This is a genomic window from Chryseobacterium sp. ERMR1:04, from assembly GCF_001297705.1.
In the GTDB taxonomy this organism is placed as follows: Bacteria; Bacteroidota; Bacteroidia; order Flavobacteriales; family Weeksellaceae; genus Chryseobacterium.
Genome location: NZ_LIRF01000003.1, coordinates 743,531 through 758,465, shown reverse-complemented (window position 1 = coordinate 758,465; position 14,935 = coordinate 743,531). Strand labels below are relative to the sequence as shown.

Annotated in this window: 18 protein-coding genes; 12 read left to right on the top strand and 6 right to left on the bottom strand. The window is 32.2% G+C overall.

Translation table 11 applies throughout. The features are described 5' to 3' along the window. Positions 1-8: 8 nt before the first annotated feature. The 6 genes from nudK to AMQ68_RS03545 are packed head-to-tail and all read right to left on the bottom strand — an operon-like array spanning position 9 to position 4,032. Positions 9-590, bottom strand: a complete 582-nt coding sequence (nudK, locus tag AMQ68_RS03570; protein ID WP_054509235.1) for a GDP-mannose pyrophosphatase NudK — start codon at positions 588-590, stop codon at positions 9-11. 58 nt (positions 591-648) lie between these two features. Next, the gene (locus AMQ68_RS03565) at positions 649-1,221 is read right to left on the bottom strand and encodes a hypothetical protein (RefSeq protein ID WP_123905597.1); all 573 of its coding nucleotides are present in this window, start codon (positions 1,219-1,221) and stop codon (positions 649-651) included. 18 nt (positions 1,222-1,239) lie between these two features. After that, the gene (locus AMQ68_RS03560; protein WP_241775046.1) at positions 1,240-2,151 is read right to left on the bottom strand and encodes a TIGR01777 family oxidoreductase; all 912 of its coding nucleotides are present in this window, start codon (positions 2,149-2,151) and stop codon (positions 1,240-1,242) included. A gap of 24 nt (positions 2,152-2,175) precedes the next feature. Next, positions 2,176-2,520, bottom strand: a complete 345-nt coding sequence (locus AMQ68_RS03555) for a hypothetical protein (RefSeq protein WP_054509233.1) — start codon at positions 2,518-2,520, stop codon at positions 2,176-2,178. 6 nt (positions 2,521-2,526) lie between these two features. After that, entirely contained in the window at positions 2,527-3,126 is a 600-nt protein-coding gene (locus AMQ68_RS03550) for an HPP family protein (protein ID WP_054509232.1), read from the bottom strand. Next, the gene (locus tag AMQ68_RS03545; protein WP_054509231.1) at positions 3,127-4,032 is read right to left on the bottom strand and encodes an arginase family protein; all 906 of its coding nucleotides are present in this window, start codon (positions 4,030-4,032) and stop codon (positions 3,127-3,129) included. Positions 4,033-4,193: 161 nt separating this feature from the next. Between AMQ68_RS03545 and AMQ68_RS03540 the strand changes: the two genes are divergently transcribed. The 12 genes from AMQ68_RS03540 (at position 4,194) to AMQ68_RS03485 (ending at position 14,603) form a co-directional block, all read left to right on the top strand. Continuing rightward, positions 4,194-5,240: a hypothetical protein gene (locus tag AMQ68_RS03540; protein WP_054509230.1), complete on the top strand. Its 1,047-nt coding sequence runs from the start codon at positions 4,194-4,196 to the stop codon at positions 5,238-5,240. A 43-nt stretch (positions 5,241-5,283) separates the two neighbouring features. Further along, positions 5,284-5,787 carry a DUF4280 domain-containing protein gene (locus AMQ68_RS03535; protein ID WP_054509229.1) on the top strand — a complete coding sequence of 168 codons (504 nt, stop codon included), beginning with the start codon at positions 5,284-5,286 and terminating at the stop codon, positions 5,785-5,787. 14 nt (positions 5,788-5,801) lie between these two features. After that, positions 5,802-7,754 carry a hypothetical protein gene (locus AMQ68_RS03530; protein ID WP_054509228.1) on the top strand — a complete coding sequence of 651 codons (1,953 nt, stop codon included), beginning with the start codon at positions 5,802-5,804 and terminating at the stop codon, positions 7,752-7,754. 458 nt (positions 7,755-8,212) lie between these two features. After that, complete coding sequence (locus tag AMQ68_RS03525) at positions 8,213-8,488, top strand: M23 family metallopeptidase (RefSeq protein WP_054509227.1); 276 nt, start codon at positions 8,213-8,215, stop codon at positions 8,486-8,488. A gap of 9 nt (positions 8,489-8,497) precedes the next feature. After that, entirely contained in the window at positions 8,498-9,136 is a 639-nt protein-coding gene (locus AMQ68_RS03520; protein ID WP_123905596.1) for a hypothetical protein, read from the top strand. Between the two features lie 254 nt (positions 9,137-9,390). Next, complete coding sequence (locus AMQ68_RS03515; protein ID WP_054509225.1) at positions 9,391-10,659, top strand: hypothetical protein; 1,269 nt, start codon at positions 9,391-9,393, stop codon at positions 10,657-10,659. An 8-nt stretch (positions 10,660-10,667) separates the two neighbouring features. Then, positions 10,668-11,540 carry a M48 family metallopeptidase gene (locus tag AMQ68_RS03510; RefSeq protein ID WP_082383956.1) on the top strand — a complete coding sequence of 291 codons (873 nt, stop codon included), beginning with the start codon at positions 10,668-10,670 and terminating at the stop codon, positions 11,538-11,540. Between the two features lie 201 nt (positions 11,541-11,741). Then, a complete protein-coding gene (locus tag AMQ68_RS25045) occupies positions 11,742-12,005 on the top strand; it encodes a hypothetical protein (RefSeq protein ID WP_123905595.1) in 264 nt (87 codons plus the stop codon). A 70-nt stretch (positions 12,006-12,075) separates the two neighbouring features. Continuing rightward, positions 12,076-12,456, top strand: coding sequence for a hypothetical protein (locus AMQ68_RS03500; protein ID WP_054509222.1), 381 nt, complete (start codon positions 12,076-12,078; stop codon positions 12,454-12,456). A 174-nt stretch (positions 12,457-12,630) separates the two neighbouring features. Further along, complete coding sequence (locus AMQ68_RS03495; RefSeq protein ID WP_082383955.1) at positions 12,631-13,512, top strand: peroxiredoxin; 882 nt, start codon at positions 12,631-12,633, stop codon at positions 13,510-13,512. A 282-nt stretch (positions 13,513-13,794) separates the two neighbouring features. Beyond that, a complete protein-coding gene (locus AMQ68_RS03490) occupies positions 13,795-14,127 on the top strand; it encodes a single-stranded DNA-binding protein (RefSeq protein WP_054509220.1) in 333 nt (110 codons plus the stop codon). Continuing rightward, a complete protein-coding gene (locus AMQ68_RS03485; protein ID WP_241775045.1) occupies positions 14,127-14,603 on the top strand; it encodes an HRDC domain-containing protein in 477 nt (158 codons plus the stop codon). The genes AMQ68_RS03490 and AMQ68_RS03485 overlap by 1 nt, the downstream gene beginning before the upstream one ends. The last annotated feature ends 332 nt before the right edge of the window (positions 14,604-14,935 follow it).

Here is a 14,935-nt window from a genome sequence, read left to right as displayed (position 1 = left end):
TCGGGGTTTTATAAAATATTTTTCACCCTCACATGCTGCAACAGCATAATTGTTTTAGCATCTTTTATTGCTCCTGTATCAATCATTGTAAGCGCTTCATCAAAAGAAAGCTCTAACACTTCAATATCTTCTCCTTCTTCTTCAAGGCCGCCGCCTTCTGCCATTTTCATTTCCTTAGAATATTCGGCGATGAAAAAATGAAGAATTTCAGTAACCGAACCCGGAGACATATACGATTCGAAAACCTTTTCCACTTTGGAGATCTTGTAGCCAGTTTCTTCTTCCGTTTCTCTTTTGATGCATTCTTCGGGGTTATCGTTGTCTAATAATCCGGCGCATGTTTCAATAAGCATTCCGTCTGAGTTCCCGTTGATGTAAGTAGGTAATCTAAATTGTTTCGTTAAAATAACGGTATTCAGATCTTTATTGTATAGCAAAATGGTAGCGCCATTTCCTCTGTCATAGGCTTCTCTGCTTTGGGTTTGTACAGAACCGTTGCTGTTTGTTTTTTCGAAAGTGATTTTATTTAAAGTATACCAGTTATCGGATAAAATTTCGGTCTTTAAGATTTTTATTTTGCTATTCTGCATTATCAATGTCTTCTTAATTAAATTTTTAAACTTGTAGGATCAGGTGCTTTTATTTCAACTATAACTGTTGAAGGAAAGTCAGTTTTGAGTTTTTGATGAATTCTTCGGTGGAGGTATCTTTTGTAGCTCCTTTATTGGTAAGCTCGATGATGTAAATAGGAGTACCGAGAATTTTACTGTCGTTGCATACCAATTTAAATCTTTTGATTTTTGGATCTGTACTTAAAGAAACAAGTTCATCAGAATCATTGATTTTCATATTATTAACATCAAAAGAAGCGCGGGGATCTTTTTGAAGTTTTAAAAATCTTTTCTGAGTTTTGTCGGTTGTTTCATCCAGGAATTTTTCCATTTGGTAATCGGTCAGAAGTTGAGGGTAAATAAGACCTGCTTCCAACAGTAACTTGGTGGTTGTATCAGATGTATCATAATTGATTACCTTATTATCAAACTGAACCAAATTATCTTTTACCAATATTTTGCCTTCAAATTTTTTATAGTTTTTCTTTTTGTAATCATTTTTAAAACGCTCAACAATCATTTTATCTTTTGCATTTGAGGTCTCTTTTTTCTGCGCAAAAGCGGTCATTGATAATGATAAACAAAGGGCTAATGAAAATATATGTTTCATAAATTTTGTATTTTTAATTTATTTTTTGTCTAGCAGATCTTCCAAAGCTGCTTTTAAATCAGGGAATTTAAACTGAAATCCTGCCTCCTGAATTTTTTGGGATGATGCTCTAGAACCTTCCAGCAAAGCGTCTGCCAATTCTCCAAATAGCAGTTTTAAAACAAAACTGGGAACATTTGGCATAAACAATGGCTTTTTGACAACCTCAGCAATTTTCTTTGTTAAATTTTCGTTCGTTGTATCTTGTGGAGAAGTCGCATTATAAGCGCCTTCAACTTGAGAATTTTTTAATGCAAATTCATAAATAGAGCAAATATCCTTCACATGGATCCAAGGCATATATTGTTTTCCACTTCCAAGGGGCGAACCGATACCTAAATTGATGGTAGGCAACATTTTTTTTAAGGCACCTTCTTTTTCGGAAAGTACCACTGCGGTACGAATTTTTACCACTCGCTCAGCCATTTTTTGCTCCTTAAAATCATCAGCAGACTTTTCCCACAGAACAACAACTTCGCTTAGGAAATCGTTTCCCGCGGCATCGTCTTCGGTGTAAATCTTTTCTGTTGTTATGGTTCCGTAGTAATTAATTCCTGAAGCAGAAATGAAAGATTTAAGGATAATGTTTTTGTTCCTTAATGTATTCAAAAGCAGCTTTGCAGAATCTACACGGCTTGAAATTAATTCTTTTTTTCGCTCATCAGTCCAGCGTTTTTCAGAAATATTAGCTCCGGCTAAATGAATAATATGAGAAAGATTTTCAAATGCAGACTCATCAATCGTTCCTTTTTTTATATCCCATTCGTAATCATTATCTCGTTGTTTTTTTCGGGTTAAAAATCGAACGGTATATTCTTTTTCAAGCATCTTCGAGAGCTCTTGGGCAACCATTCCATTGGCTCCGGTGATCAAAACAACTTCTTTCATCATAATTAAATTTAAGTTTTGGGGTTATTACGCTTGATTTTTTACAATCAAAACAAAATCATCTTCTAACAATTTATAGCCATAATCGTAGATGAATTTATATTTGGAACCGTTTTTATAGACTTTTAAATTGGTGAAATAATCAAAATCAAAACCTAAGCCATCTAATTTAGATTTAGGCGTTTTTGTTTTACCATCAATATTGAGTTCACCTAAGATCCGATAATTTTTACGAAGTTTATTATTAACATTTCGCATGAAATTATTAGAATCTTTATTCTGCTTATTATTATAGGCATTTCGGCAGGCGTCATTACAGAATTTTTTATCTGATCTGCCAATAATTTTTTCACCGCATTCGAGACAATTCATAATTTTTTATTTTTTCATTCTGTGAGTATGTTTTTTTCTTAATAGCTTTATAAATCTACTGTGAGTAGGGTAGCTTCTATTGGGGGTGAGATTATTGAAAAACAGAGCAACAATCAACAATATAATACATCCTGATAAAACAGGGGAGAGCACATACCAATATCCTAATTCAGGAATTTTTCCTGTTGAACTTACGGCAATTAAAGCTGTTGCACCACCTGGCGGATGCAGGGTTTTGGTGTACTGCATTAATATAATTGAAAATGCCACGGCTAATGGTGCAGATAACCAAATAATATCCGGAACAATTTTATAAACGGTAACGCCTACAATGGCAGAAAGTACATGCCCACCGATTAAATTTCGGGGCTGTGCTAATGGACTTTGAATGGCTCCATAGATCAATACACTGGATGCTCCGAAAGAACCGATCAGAAATACATTTTCTGTTTGCAAAAGCTGATGAGACTGGATAAATGCAATAAGTCCAATTCCAAAAAATGCACCTAAAAACGACCAGAAATGTTCCTTATAATCAACAAGAGTTTCTTTGTAAATCACATATTTTGAAACCCTGAATGTTCTGTTTATTGTCCTCTTCTTCATTTATTCTTCTTTATTTTTTATAATTTGAATTAAATTCTCTACGAAAGCTGGGCTATAAATACCATCTTCATCATAATCGGGATCTAAAATGGTAATCTCAATTCCACAGCATTTTTCGTTGTTGAGTAAAGGTTGTAGAATTTCTTTAAGATCACTATAATCAATTCCTTCTTCCATTCTGCTATCAACGGCCGGCATGATCTCATCTGTTAAAATATCAACATCAAAATGAATTAAAAATCCATCCAGGTTGTTATGATGAATCATTTGCAGAAAATCTTCAGACGTTTTTCTAAAGCCATTTTTCCTGAGATTCTCAAGATCAAAATAATGAATCTTTGAATGTATAATCTGTTCCACATACTCTTCATCATCCATTTCTGCATTTCCGACACAGAATATATTTTCCTCTAAAAAATAAGGTTTAAGATGGTCGATATTAGTCAGTTTTTCATGACCTAATCCTGAAACAATGGCTAGATCCATTCCGGCAATGCCTCCGCTCGGAGATAATTGAGGTGGAATATAATCGGTATGGCCATCAAGATAAAAGAGCCCGAAATTTCCCAGTTTTTTCAACGCTATTGCATTTCCAATTAAAATACTGCAGTCACCACCGATGATGATATTGAATATATTTTTATCGAAATTTTTTAGAATAATTTCAGATTGTTTTTTCGCATATTCAATAATTTGGTGTGGATTTTTAACTTGGGTTTCTTCATCAAAATCCATCGCATAAGGAGGAGATTCTAATCTGAAAATATTTTTAGGATCTATTCTTTTATGAAAGTCAAATGCTCTGAGCCAGTCAGGAAGCTTTTTAACGCCGGGTTCAATTTCGTGTTGTTTTTTAATCAGTCCCAAATTGAGAGGAAACTCAAAAATATTGATGTCCCTTTTCATATCGTAATATTTACCCAAAGATACAAAATTATCCGTTTTCAAACGGCTGTAAAGACATTAATCTTGATCTAGTGTTTATTCGTTATATATTTAAAACCGGCTTATAATATTTTGTCACTTTAAAATTATTGATTAAATTGGGATTGAAACACGCTTGATTTATGATTATTTATTTTATTAAATCCGGAGAAACGCTGGACACTATCGCCCAAAAGATAAACATTGAAAATCCGAAATATCTTCGGGAATATCATAATGCACGCTGTAATATCTTAGACCGCATTCCGGAAAATGGATCGGTAAGATTTTCTCAAAGATTCTGTATACCCAGCGCTAAAGAAATAGAGGAGATCAATGCTTTGATACGGAAACGTGGGGAGAGTTTACGATACCTTCTTCCAAAAGGGAAATTTCCTATTACGATTCTATTAATGAGTGGAGAATATGCAGTAAAACAGAGTGAAGTAGAAAGTGATATTTCAAAAAATGAACATGCTTATCAAATAGATTTACAATATACTAAGAAGGAAAATAATCAACACCACTTTCATTTTTCAGTGACCAACTGGAAAAAAGAGGGTGAAGAACCCGACGATAAAATAAACAGTCTGGCTTCAGATATCGCTAAAATAATGTATCCTGTAACCTTAATCGTAGATGAAGTAGGGAATTTTGTGGCTGCTCAGCCGAACAAAGAAGAGAATGAAATTATCACTCAATTAGAAAAGTTGAAAAAATATCATTACGGTTCTGTGGCGGCTTCACATATTGATCGAATGAAATATCGGATAGCAGATCCGCAGGTGATTGAGCATAGTTTGAAAAAGATAATGGCACTGCAGTTTCTTTTCAGCCCTTTTCATCAGATCAATTTTCGTTCTTATGATACCTCAGTAACTTATCAGACGGAGATTTCGTGGCTGCCTCTGTCTCCACCTGTTGTTGTGGAAGTAGAACATCAAATATTGCAGCAGGAAAATCCTATGTTTATAGAGATTCTGCAAACGGGAAAGTCAATACATTCAAATTGTAAAGAAGATAATCCATCTCCTGAATTGTATTCCCAATCTTTCGAAGCGGAGCATTCTGCAAAATATATTGTAGATGCTAAGGATTTTTCTATTCAAAAAATAGAGGCCCATTTTAGAAGTCAAGTTGTTGATAAAGAGATAGAAATGCAATTTGAGTTGCAGCGGATTTTAAAATAATTTAGTATATTTGATTTTTACACCCACACAAAAACCACAAATTATGAAAAAATCCACCTCCCCGCATGACGGGAAACATTTCGTTATCCAAAAAGGCAAAGCCGAGTGTAACCAAGGCAATCAATATCCACAATTCAAAGTCACTTCTCAGCAAAGACATTATTTTAATGATCCGGGTGATAATCCCGATTATTTGGCTGTTACAGAAGATGATCTGCAATTTAATCCTCCCGGACCCAGTTTCGGACAATGCAAACTCAAACCTTCATCAGGCGGAAATCTTCCCTGTGCTTTTGCCGCCGCAGGAAAATGGCAAAAAACCTATGAGAAAACCAAAGTAGATGGTAAACCTTGTCTTTCAGAAATCTCAGAGCTGATGTGTAGCACAGGCGGTACAATAACGGTGAAAGACCACGGACAGCGTTCTGTGATCAATGAAAGGAATATAAGAAATGCAGATCCGAAGACGTATGCCATGATCAATCCGTTTATGGATTTGCAGGAACTTCAGGAAGAGCTGGAAGAATCAGACAACGATTACGAATAAAAAGACTTACCATCATGACAAAATTAACAATAACAGGGAATACAACGCCTACCGTTGGCATCATAGAAACGTATGCACTTTCCGTTTTCGATCATTCAGCTCCGCCTAACGTTTTTCAACCTAATTTATCCAAAAAGGCAGAATGGTATATCGAAATTCTGGAGAAAGGAATCTGGAAAAAATCAAAAGGGGATCATAAAGTAGGAGATGCTGTCACGTTTAGATTTTCACAAAGAAGTCTTTCTCGTAAGGCGATTAAAATTGTAGTGAAAAGAGGCGAAGATAAAGGTGAACTCCTCATAAAACCACAACGGTCAAAAGAAGCTAAAATAACAAGAGTAGAACTGCTAGACGAAAATTATCAACCGATTCCGAAAGGGAAAATCCTAAACTATCATGATACGCTGATTGCTAGGGCTCATTGTGTAGAAATGTTCTGGAATTATATCTCTTTTACCTTGTGGGAAGATGATGCCAAAGGAGAAGGGCATGATCCCGTTATCAATATGATGAATAAAATCAACCCCATCCCTTTGCGTGGAGAAGTGAATGAAAAAGGAATTGCAGAAGTAACCTTCCGATTACCATTCTATACGATGGCGGTACAGATTGCCAATGCCCATATTGCCGCCGGAGATACAGATGAAGGCCCTACTCATGAATATTATGTAACGGCAGAGCTGGTTTCTAAGCATATCATGAAAGCAAGCCCGAATGTGAACGTGGCTAATCCTACCCACATTCCGCCAGCACCGCCTTCAAAAACAAGTTCCAACACGCCCGAAGAAAAGCCTCAAAAACCAAAACCCAAGGCTGATACTCCTAAATTCAAGATCAGTTCCAACGGAAAGAAACAGGCTGATCCGGATGCGAAAATTCTAAACGCCGAATTTCTTAATGAGCGAGGGCAACTTATAGAAAAAGCTGAGGTTGGCGATACCGTTATTATAAAAATTACCACTCAAAACATGAAAGGTAGAAATGTAACGGTAAGAATCTGGGAGGAAGAAACAGGCTACAAAACTTACGATAAAATATACGAAAAGAAATGGGTACTTCCCGGTAATGAAAATTTCATTAAAGTTCTTATTACCAAAAGGATCTATGAGCTAGGTATCACTCCTGAGGACATGGCAAACGAAAAGTATGACTATAAATTTCAAGTTTACTTCATAGAAGTGGAACCTGATAATACGCATGTCACCTCACAAGTTATTCCGATAAGTAAAACTGCTCCGAAATTGGAGGTGGAGAACAGTCCGTCTGTGGCTATTATTAAGAAGCCGAGAATTGTGGAGAAGAAGGAAGAAAAAGGAAAGTGTCCAAGATGCAAAGAAAAAATTACTATAACACAAATAGAAAATTTATTTGGAACATATACTAAACATAGAAGCTATAGACAGGAAATAATTGATAACTTAAACAAATATATTTTTGATTCTGGCAAAGAAATACATATTAATACATGTCTCAGAAAAGCTCATTTTTTTGCTCAAGTAGGTGCAGAAACTTTAGGAATGAATCCAGATTGGATGGTTGAAACTGATGTTTATAGATATTCAAAAAATAGATGTTTTGAAGTATTCGGAGAAAGAGCAAAAAATTTAAATGCAAAAGGTTTACTAGATAAATATTGTATGGATAATCCACAAAAGAGACTTTTGAATTATTTATATGCTCATGAAAATGGATTTGGAAACGGAAATAGAAATGAAGCTAGCGGTGATGGTTATATTTATAGAGGAAGAGGCCTTAAACAATTAACCGGTAAAGAAAATTATAAAAATGCTTCACAGTATATTAAAGAATATTTTCCAAATGAATATATTGATTTAGTAGAGGATCCTGATAAAGTGAAAACTGCAAAATATGCAGTCTTAAGTGCTATAGCATACTGGGAAAAACATGAAATATGGAAAGTTGCAGATACATTAAAAGTTTCTAATGATGAAAATATAAAAAAATAAGAAAGATTGTAAATCCGGGTTTAGCTGGATGGAAAGATGCAAAATCTTATTTTGAAAAAGGAATAAGTGTTTTCCTAGTTAACAAGTGTACACCTGTAAAAAAAGAAAATTCAAAATCCAAAAGCGAATGGCATGATCCAATTGATTATTCTCAGAGAACTTATTATAATTCTAGTGGTGCTCATAAAGAACAGAATGGAGCTTTTGGACCAGTTAGAACTAAAATAGTAAAAGGTAACGCCATTCCGAAAAATCACCAAGGATTAGATATTTTTGCTAATATAAATACACCATGTAAAGCATGTTTAGATGGCAAGATTGTAAGCTATACAAATGAAGGAGCAAATGGATATGGTAATGTTTTAGTTTTAGAAGTTAATGGTGATGACTTAAGAAAAGCAAAAAGAGATTATAAATTAGAATTTTCAGCAGAAAAGGAAAATGGATCAGGTTTTAATATGGATGCAGATAAATTTTATTTAAGATATGCACATTTAAAATCAGCAGTTAAGATAAGCGGAGAAGTTGACGCTGGAGATACTATTTGTTTTTCAGGTGATTCAGGAAATGCAAGTGGAGTTCCTAATCCCCATTTGCATTTCGAAATAGCGATGAAGCCAACAAAAAATGGAAGCGGATTGACAAATAGATATAATCCTGCATTTTTTGTTAGATTAAAACCAATTGTTCAGAAAATACAAGATGATGTAAAAAAAGAAAGAACAAAAAAATAATATGTTAATATGAATAAATCATTTCTAAGTTTTTTCCCTCTTTTGGGGCTAATATTAATTAGTTGTAAATACGATGTGCAAACAGCTTCGAAAGAAAAGCAAATACAAACGGATTCAAGTAAAACGACTCAAAATACTAATATTAAAAACAGTCAATCAATTGAGAATATTTCAATCAATTTAGTTGAGCCATTTAAAGAAGTTCCGGATGAAAACTCTTTTGTAAGTGGAGATTTGAAAATAACTCAAAAAAGTAATAACAGTTTCATATTAACCAAGAAAGACCTTGTGATTACAGATATTGACTTATCTGATTCAGAATATGAAGGTCCTGGGTTTACAATCTACTCTTACAAATCTAAAGAAGATAAGGAATTAGAAGTAATATTAATCGAAGCAACAGGTGATATTGGTACAGACTGGTATTATGCGGTAATTGTAAATGGTAATGATGTGATAGATAAATTTTTTATCAAGGAACCAAGGGCTAACTCGGAAATAACTGAAATTCAAGATTATATTACTATTTCTCTAATTGATAATACGTTTATTTTTAAATTCAAAAAAAGTAAGATTGCACCTTATTCTCAAATACCTAAAAATCTAAAAAATGACAAAGAATATATTTATATTGAAAAGAAAAAATAATTAAAAATTCTCTACTCTCCGAAGTTACCAACTTCGGAATAAATAAACGGCAAAGCTTTTTAAATAAATCTTCTATAATAATAAAACACTACTTACTAAAATCTTAATCAAAATTCCCGATCACATCCAACGGAAAGAAACAGGCTGATCCGGATGCGAAAATTCTAAACGCCCAATTTCTCAATGAACGAGCGCAGCCTATAGAAAAAGCTGAGGTTGGCGATACCGTTATTATAAAAATTACCACTCAAAACATGAAAGGTAGAAATGTAACGGTAAGAATCTGGGAGGAAGAAACAGGCTACAAAACTTACGATAAAATATACGAAAAGAAATGGGTACTTCCCGGTAATGAAAATTTCATTAAAGTTCCTATTACCAAAAGGATATATGAGCTAGGCATCACCCCCGAAGACTTTAAGAACGAAAAGTATGACTATAAATTTCAAGTCTACTTTATAGAAATTGAACCCGATAATACGCATGTAACTTCACAGGTTATTCCGATAAGTAAAACTGCTCCGAAATTGGAGGTGGAGAAAAGTCCGTCTGTGGCTATTATTAAGGAGCCGAGGGAGAAAAGGAAAGAAAAAACTAATGATACATGTGGAATAGAGTATCGTGATAAAATAAGCTGCACTAAGTATGGAAATACATATGGACCTGTCTTTTGGGGTGATTTAAAACTGGCTAATTATAACGAATGGAATCTTCTATTGTCTAAGAATAAAATAACTTTAGAAGAAAAAGAAATTATAATTGGGATGTCTGAAAATGAAGGAAAACTAGATTCAGTACAGTCGTATGATTCAGAAATAGTCACAGTTGGAGCTATGCAAAAAACGGTAAATCCTCAAGGATATGGAGAGTTTCCAATACAAATGCATGAATTCAAAGATGAGTATCCAGATAAATTTAAAAGTTTATTTCAAAATTGTGGTTGGGATGTAAAAAAGGAAGTTATAAAAAATGGCAATAAAGAAATTATTAAATGGAAAGCATACTATCAGGATATAACAGGTAAAGAATTAAAAGATAAAATTAGAGCTGGATTTAATGCTAAAAATTATAAGAAAAAAGTTCAATGTATTCCCGTTGAACCTTTAGTAAGTGCAGCGAGAGATCCTTATTTTCAAGCAAAGCAAATTGAAGATTTTATAAAAAGATTACATGTCGCATTAAATGAAACAGTTGTTAAAACCTTTCATTTAAATACAAAAAAAGTTAAAATTGCAGATAGCAATTTTGCATTTAAAGCAAAAGATATTCTAAAAAGTAAACTAGGAAAAGCCACACTATTAGATCAAAGTGTAAATAGGCCAGCTTTAACTAAATTTGATTTGGGAAGTGCAATAAATCGTTTTTTTGAAAAAAATCCAAAAGTTTCTCAAAGTCCTAATGATTGGGGCTTAAAACATGCAGAATATGAAAAACAAATATTAGATGATTACGGTATGCATAGGAATGGCACCGATATGCCAGGTCGTTATAATCGAATGAAAAATAATTCTCATTTAAAATAAATATATAAATGAAAACTAAAAATGTAATAATTATATTGTCTTTATTATTTATGATCTGTTGTGACGGACAAAACAATAAAAAAGAAATTGTTAATCATGAAAAAGCTTTAAATAAATCAAATTCTGATAAAGAAGAAAAACAGGAATTGAAATGTGGTAACATTACGTTTTATAATCAAAATCAGAATTTATGGTCAAAGTTCAAAATTAATAACTCTGAATTTTCACAAATAAATTCTGAAAAACATTTATACTTTATAGATGGCTGTGGTAATATAATAGTATCACCAGATAAAAGGATTTACTTATTGAGGGAAGTTTTAAATGAAAGTATTCAAAATAATTATGATTATTATGAAGCGCCATATATTGCTGTCGATAGTTTTACTCAAAATTATGCAACTTATGCAAATATAACAGATAGAAAAATAACATATTTATCTATAACTAATGCAAAAGCTGATTTTATAAATAATCATGATTTTATTTTTGAAAATAATGTATATAAATTAACTGATGAATTATTAAAGCAGTTACCTATATTAGTGAAAAACCATAAACTTGATTTAGATGCTAATGATTTAGAAGAACTCATAAATAATGAGCCATTATCTGAAGAAAATATTCAAGAATATAATAATATAGCATTCTATTTAGGAGAAAATAAAAAAAATAATGATGCTGTATTTCTATTAAATAAAATTATTGACAAATTTCCAGAAAGAGTTGTAGCATGGTTGAATATAGCAGATATTTATTGGAATTTGAATAATCAAGAAAAAGCAAAAAATGTATACCAGAAGTATCTATCTTTAATGAAATTTCAGAAAAAAGATTTATCTAAAATACCCCAGAGAGTATATGATAGAATAAAAAACTAAAATTCTCACATTCAAAGTAAGCAAAGATAAATGATGAAGAATATATTTAGATTATCATTTTTACTATTTTCTTTCATATTTATTTCTTGTAATAAATTTGAAAATAACCAGAATAGTAGTGTAATAAATAATAATGATACATTAAGCTTAAAAGAGAATAGTGTGATATTCATTTCTCCAAGTCCAAAAGAAATTGAAAAATTGAAAAAAAAACACAAGGATGATTTTTATACGATTGCAGATGACGCCAATTTTTATTTTGCAAACGCCACAGAATATCTAGATTCTTTGAAAAAAAAATCTTTAAATTATCATGAAGATATTATAATGAGCTATAAGAATGGAACAGAACTAAAAATTATTCCAAAATATAAGAATCCTTGGTATGTGGTATTTTATAAATCGGGTACGTATAAGATTGTAGATTTATTGAATTTCAAAGAAGAATATATTTCTTTTTTTTAATGATTCTCCTAATGTAGAAAAAGGTTTACAACAATGGTATGGAACTTACCTTAATACAGATTCGAAAACGATGCTAGATTATGATGCAATAATTAATAAAGTAGGCTGGTATAAACTTACTGTGAAAGAAGGTGAAATTCATTTTGAAAGTGATGAAAGAATGGAAACACAATTTCCAACTGAGGCTCCTGGAGGGTATTTTATTAATTATAAATGTGATTATAAAATTGTAGGAGACACTTTAAAATTATATAAAAAAGATGGTAATGATAGTAAAGTAATCCCTCAACAAAAAATAGTAAATTCTAATGCACCAGATTTAATTTTATATAAGAGAGGAGATAAATATTATGGTATATCTCCAAATATTTCTGAGTCTGAGGATTTAATTAATTCTATAAGATCAAAAAGTAAAGCTCCCTATACTTTCTTAAAGTTTGATGTAAAATAAATTATAGAAACCCAGCACCTCGAAATTTGCAACATTGGAGTAAATAAAATAGCAAATCCTTTTTAAGAAACCCTCAATAATGATTAGCCAACAAGAATATTACTAACTTTGTCAAACATTTCTGAATAAAAAAGAAGGAATGGTCAGCCATTCCATTTTTAAAAATATAGTAAAATGAAAAAATTAATTACAGTACTATTTTTAGCTTTCCTATGTAGTATGTCGAATGCACAGAAAACTGATCAAACCGAAAAAATTGCACAAATAATTGCAACCACCAAAAATATAAACGCTGCAAATGCAGCTTCGGAAAAAGAATATGCTAAGGGTGCCATAAAATATATTGCCGAGGAAATAGACTGGCAGGCTCTGTATGGTTCAGAACAATGGTCGGATATTATTTCATCTTGGGTGTATTTGCAGACCAGTGTTATAATGGATTTTTATTATTTTAAAAACGATTTTAAAAGCATAGACAGTAAGATAAAAGATCCTGTTCAATATGCAGATTTTGTTGGGAAACTGGCCTATTTCCTGACCCAACAAAATAAAAAAGACTACATCAATTTTTTTGCACCTCTTGTAAGAGCTTCTGGAAAAATAAATAAGTACGATGGTATTTTAGCGTCTTACATCAAAGGAACTCCGGGTACTTATGCTCCAGATCTTATTATTAAAGACCAAAATAAAACTACGGTTCTGAAAAGTAAAGAATTGGCAAACGGAGATTATACCAAAACATTGCTTATATTTTATGCATCGGGATGTGCCCATTGTGAAATCCTTTTTCAAAAGTTGCCGAGCCATCTTGATAATATCAAAGCAAAAGGGGTAAGAATCATTTCTTTGTCTGCAGATCAAGAGGAAAAGGTATTTAAAGAGAAAGCAAAAACCTTCTTATGGAAAGATGTATTCTGCGATTATGAAGGAATAAAAGGCACTAATTTCCAAAATTATGGGATAATCGGTACTCCAACGATATTTATAGTAGACCATGATGGAAAAATTATTTTGAGAACATCCTCTTTGGATGAAGTTTTAAAGAAGATCAACTAGACTAATGAATACGGATAAGTAATAAATTCGAATATCACTTCTAGTCAGTATAGAAGTGATCGCTGAAATACAAAATTCCCAATAACCTTTGAAAGAATAAGGTTATTGGGAATTTTTTTGAATAAAAGCCTGATCTTTTTATCCGATCACAAACGACTACAAACGGATTTAAATAGTTTATAACCGACTTTGGTTTTCCGATTCAACAACCTTTGCAACAGAGATTTGAGAAAACAGTGAACGTCTCTTATCTAAAGTATTAATCTTAAAAATTGTAAAGTTATGTCACTAAGAAACAAGACCACATTGATTGGTCATACAGGAAAAGAAGTAGAAATAGTAAACTTCGATAGCGGTGCTGTAAAAGCGAGTGTATCATTAGCAACAAGCGATTATTATACCAATGCAAAAGGAGAAAAAGTAGAGGAGACGCAATGGCACAGTCTGGTAGCATTTGGAAAAACGGCAGAGATCTTTCAAAAATATGTGCCCAAAGGAAAAGAGATTGCTGTAGAAGGAAAATTAACGTACAGATCTTATGACGATAAGGATGGCGTAAAGAGATATATTACGGAGATTAAAGTAGATGAGATCTTATTTTTAGGAAGTAAATAATGATAAAAATACAAATGATGAAAGTAAAAGTTTTTAAAATAAGATTACCCGAAGAATTTCTTTACCAAGATCAAAAAGCATTAGATAGTTTTCTTGAATCTCATGAAATTGTTAAAGTAGAAACAGCGTTTGTAAATGATGAAAATTATTGGTCTGTTGTTTTGTATTTTGAGGAACTGCGGCTTAAGCAAACCTCAAATAGCGTAAAAGAAACGAAAACCACTAAATATTCTCTCGAAGATGATACGCTCAACTTTGATGAAGAGAAAATTTTAGATGCCTTAAAATTGTGGAGATCAGAAAAGGCTAAAGAGCAAAACTTACCCACTTACTTTATTGCAACCAATAAAGAATTGATGTCGGTGGCGAAATATAAACCCATGAAAAAAGAAGAATTGCTGGATATCAAAGGTTTCGGAAAACATAAAATTGAAAATTATGGCGAAGAAATACTGGAAATCCTTGATAGTATTTGATTTTTTCCTAGCCGAATACAACATAAATGATGAAAATAAAAAAGAAAAGTTGGAGATTCGATTCTTCGACTTTTCTCATAGAAAGTCTGTTGAAACTAATTTTAAATTTAACCGCAAAAGAGGCAAAAGATGTTTTTGCAATTTTTAATAGATGACTAAAAGTTCTCAAAAGAATAATATTTCGACTCCGCTCAATAGGCAAAGATTTTTAAAGGCTAATGTTTTCTTTTTTTTCAGTTTAATGATAAGCTTTATATTATATCATCTGAACTTTTTTTTCTTTTGTGGTTAAATAAAAAGTTTAAACAAGTTTAGAGTTTAAAAAGTCCTTT

What these genes read in the sequence shown, in the direction of transcription:
- nudK (WP_054509235.1), bottom strand. Translation starts at nt 590, where the DNA reads ATGCAGAATAGCAAAATAAAAATCTTAAAGACCGAAATTTTATCCGAT.
- AMQ68_RS03565 (WP_123905597.1), bottom strand. Translation starts at nt 1,221, where the DNA reads ATGAAACATATATTTTCATTAGCCCTTTGTTTATCATTATCAATGACC.
- AMQ68_RS03560 (WP_241775046.1), bottom strand. Translation starts at nt 2,151, where the DNA reads ATGATGAAAGAAGTTGTTTTGATCACCGGAGCCAATGGAATGGTTGCC.
- AMQ68_RS03555 (WP_054509233.1), bottom strand. Translation starts at nt 2,520, where the DNA reads ATGAATTGTCTCGAATGCGGTGAAAAAATTATTGGCAGATCAGATAAA.
- AMQ68_RS03550 (WP_054509232.1), bottom strand. Translation starts at nt 3,126, where the DNA reads ATGAAGAAGAGGACAATAAACAGAACATTCAGGGTTTCAAAATATGTG.
- AMQ68_RS03545 (WP_054509231.1), bottom strand. Translation starts at nt 4,032, where the DNA reads ATGAAAAGGGACATCAATATTTTTGAGTTTCCTCTCAATTTGGGACTG.
- AMQ68_RS03540 (WP_054509230.1), top strand. Translation starts at nt 4,194, where the DNA reads ATGATTATTTATTTTATTAAATCCGGAGAAACGCTGGACACTATCGCC.
- AMQ68_RS03535 (WP_054509229.1), top strand. Translation starts at nt 5,284, where the DNA reads ATGAAAAAATCCACCTCCCCGCATGACGGGAAACATTTCGTTATCCAA.
- AMQ68_RS03530 (WP_054509228.1), top strand. Translation starts at nt 5,802, where the DNA reads ATGACAAAATTAACAATAACAGGGAATACAACGCCTACCGTTGGCATC.
- AMQ68_RS03525 (WP_054509227.1), top strand. Translation starts at nt 8,213, where the DNA reads ATGGATGCAGATAAATTTTATTTAAGATATGCACATTTAAAATCAGCA.
- AMQ68_RS03520 (WP_123905596.1), top strand. Translation starts at nt 8,498, where the DNA reads ATGAATAAATCATTTCTAAGTTTTTTCCCTCTTTTGGGGCTAATATTA.
- AMQ68_RS03515 (WP_054509225.1), top strand. Translation starts at nt 9,391, where the DNA reads ATGAAAGGTAGAAATGTAACGGTAAGAATCTGGGAGGAAGAAACAGGC.
- AMQ68_RS03510 (WP_082383956.1), top strand. Translation starts at nt 10,668, where the DNA reads ATGAAAACTAAAAATGTAATAATTATATTGTCTTTATTATTTATGATC.
- AMQ68_RS03500 (WP_054509222.1), top strand. Translation starts at nt 12,076, where the DNA reads ATGCTAGATTATGATGCAATAATTAATAAAGTAGGCTGGTATAAACTT.
- AMQ68_RS03495 (WP_082383955.1), top strand. Translation starts at nt 12,631, where the DNA reads ATGAAAAAATTAATTACAGTACTATTTTTAGCTTTCCTATGTAGTATG.
- AMQ68_RS03490 (WP_054509220.1), top strand. Translation starts at nt 13,795, where the DNA reads ATGTCACTAAGAAACAAGACCACATTGATTGGTCATACAGGAAAAGAA.
- AMQ68_RS03485 (WP_241775045.1), top strand. Translation starts at nt 14,127, where the DNA reads ATGATAAAAATACAAATGATGAAAGTAAAAGTTTTTAAAATAAGATTA.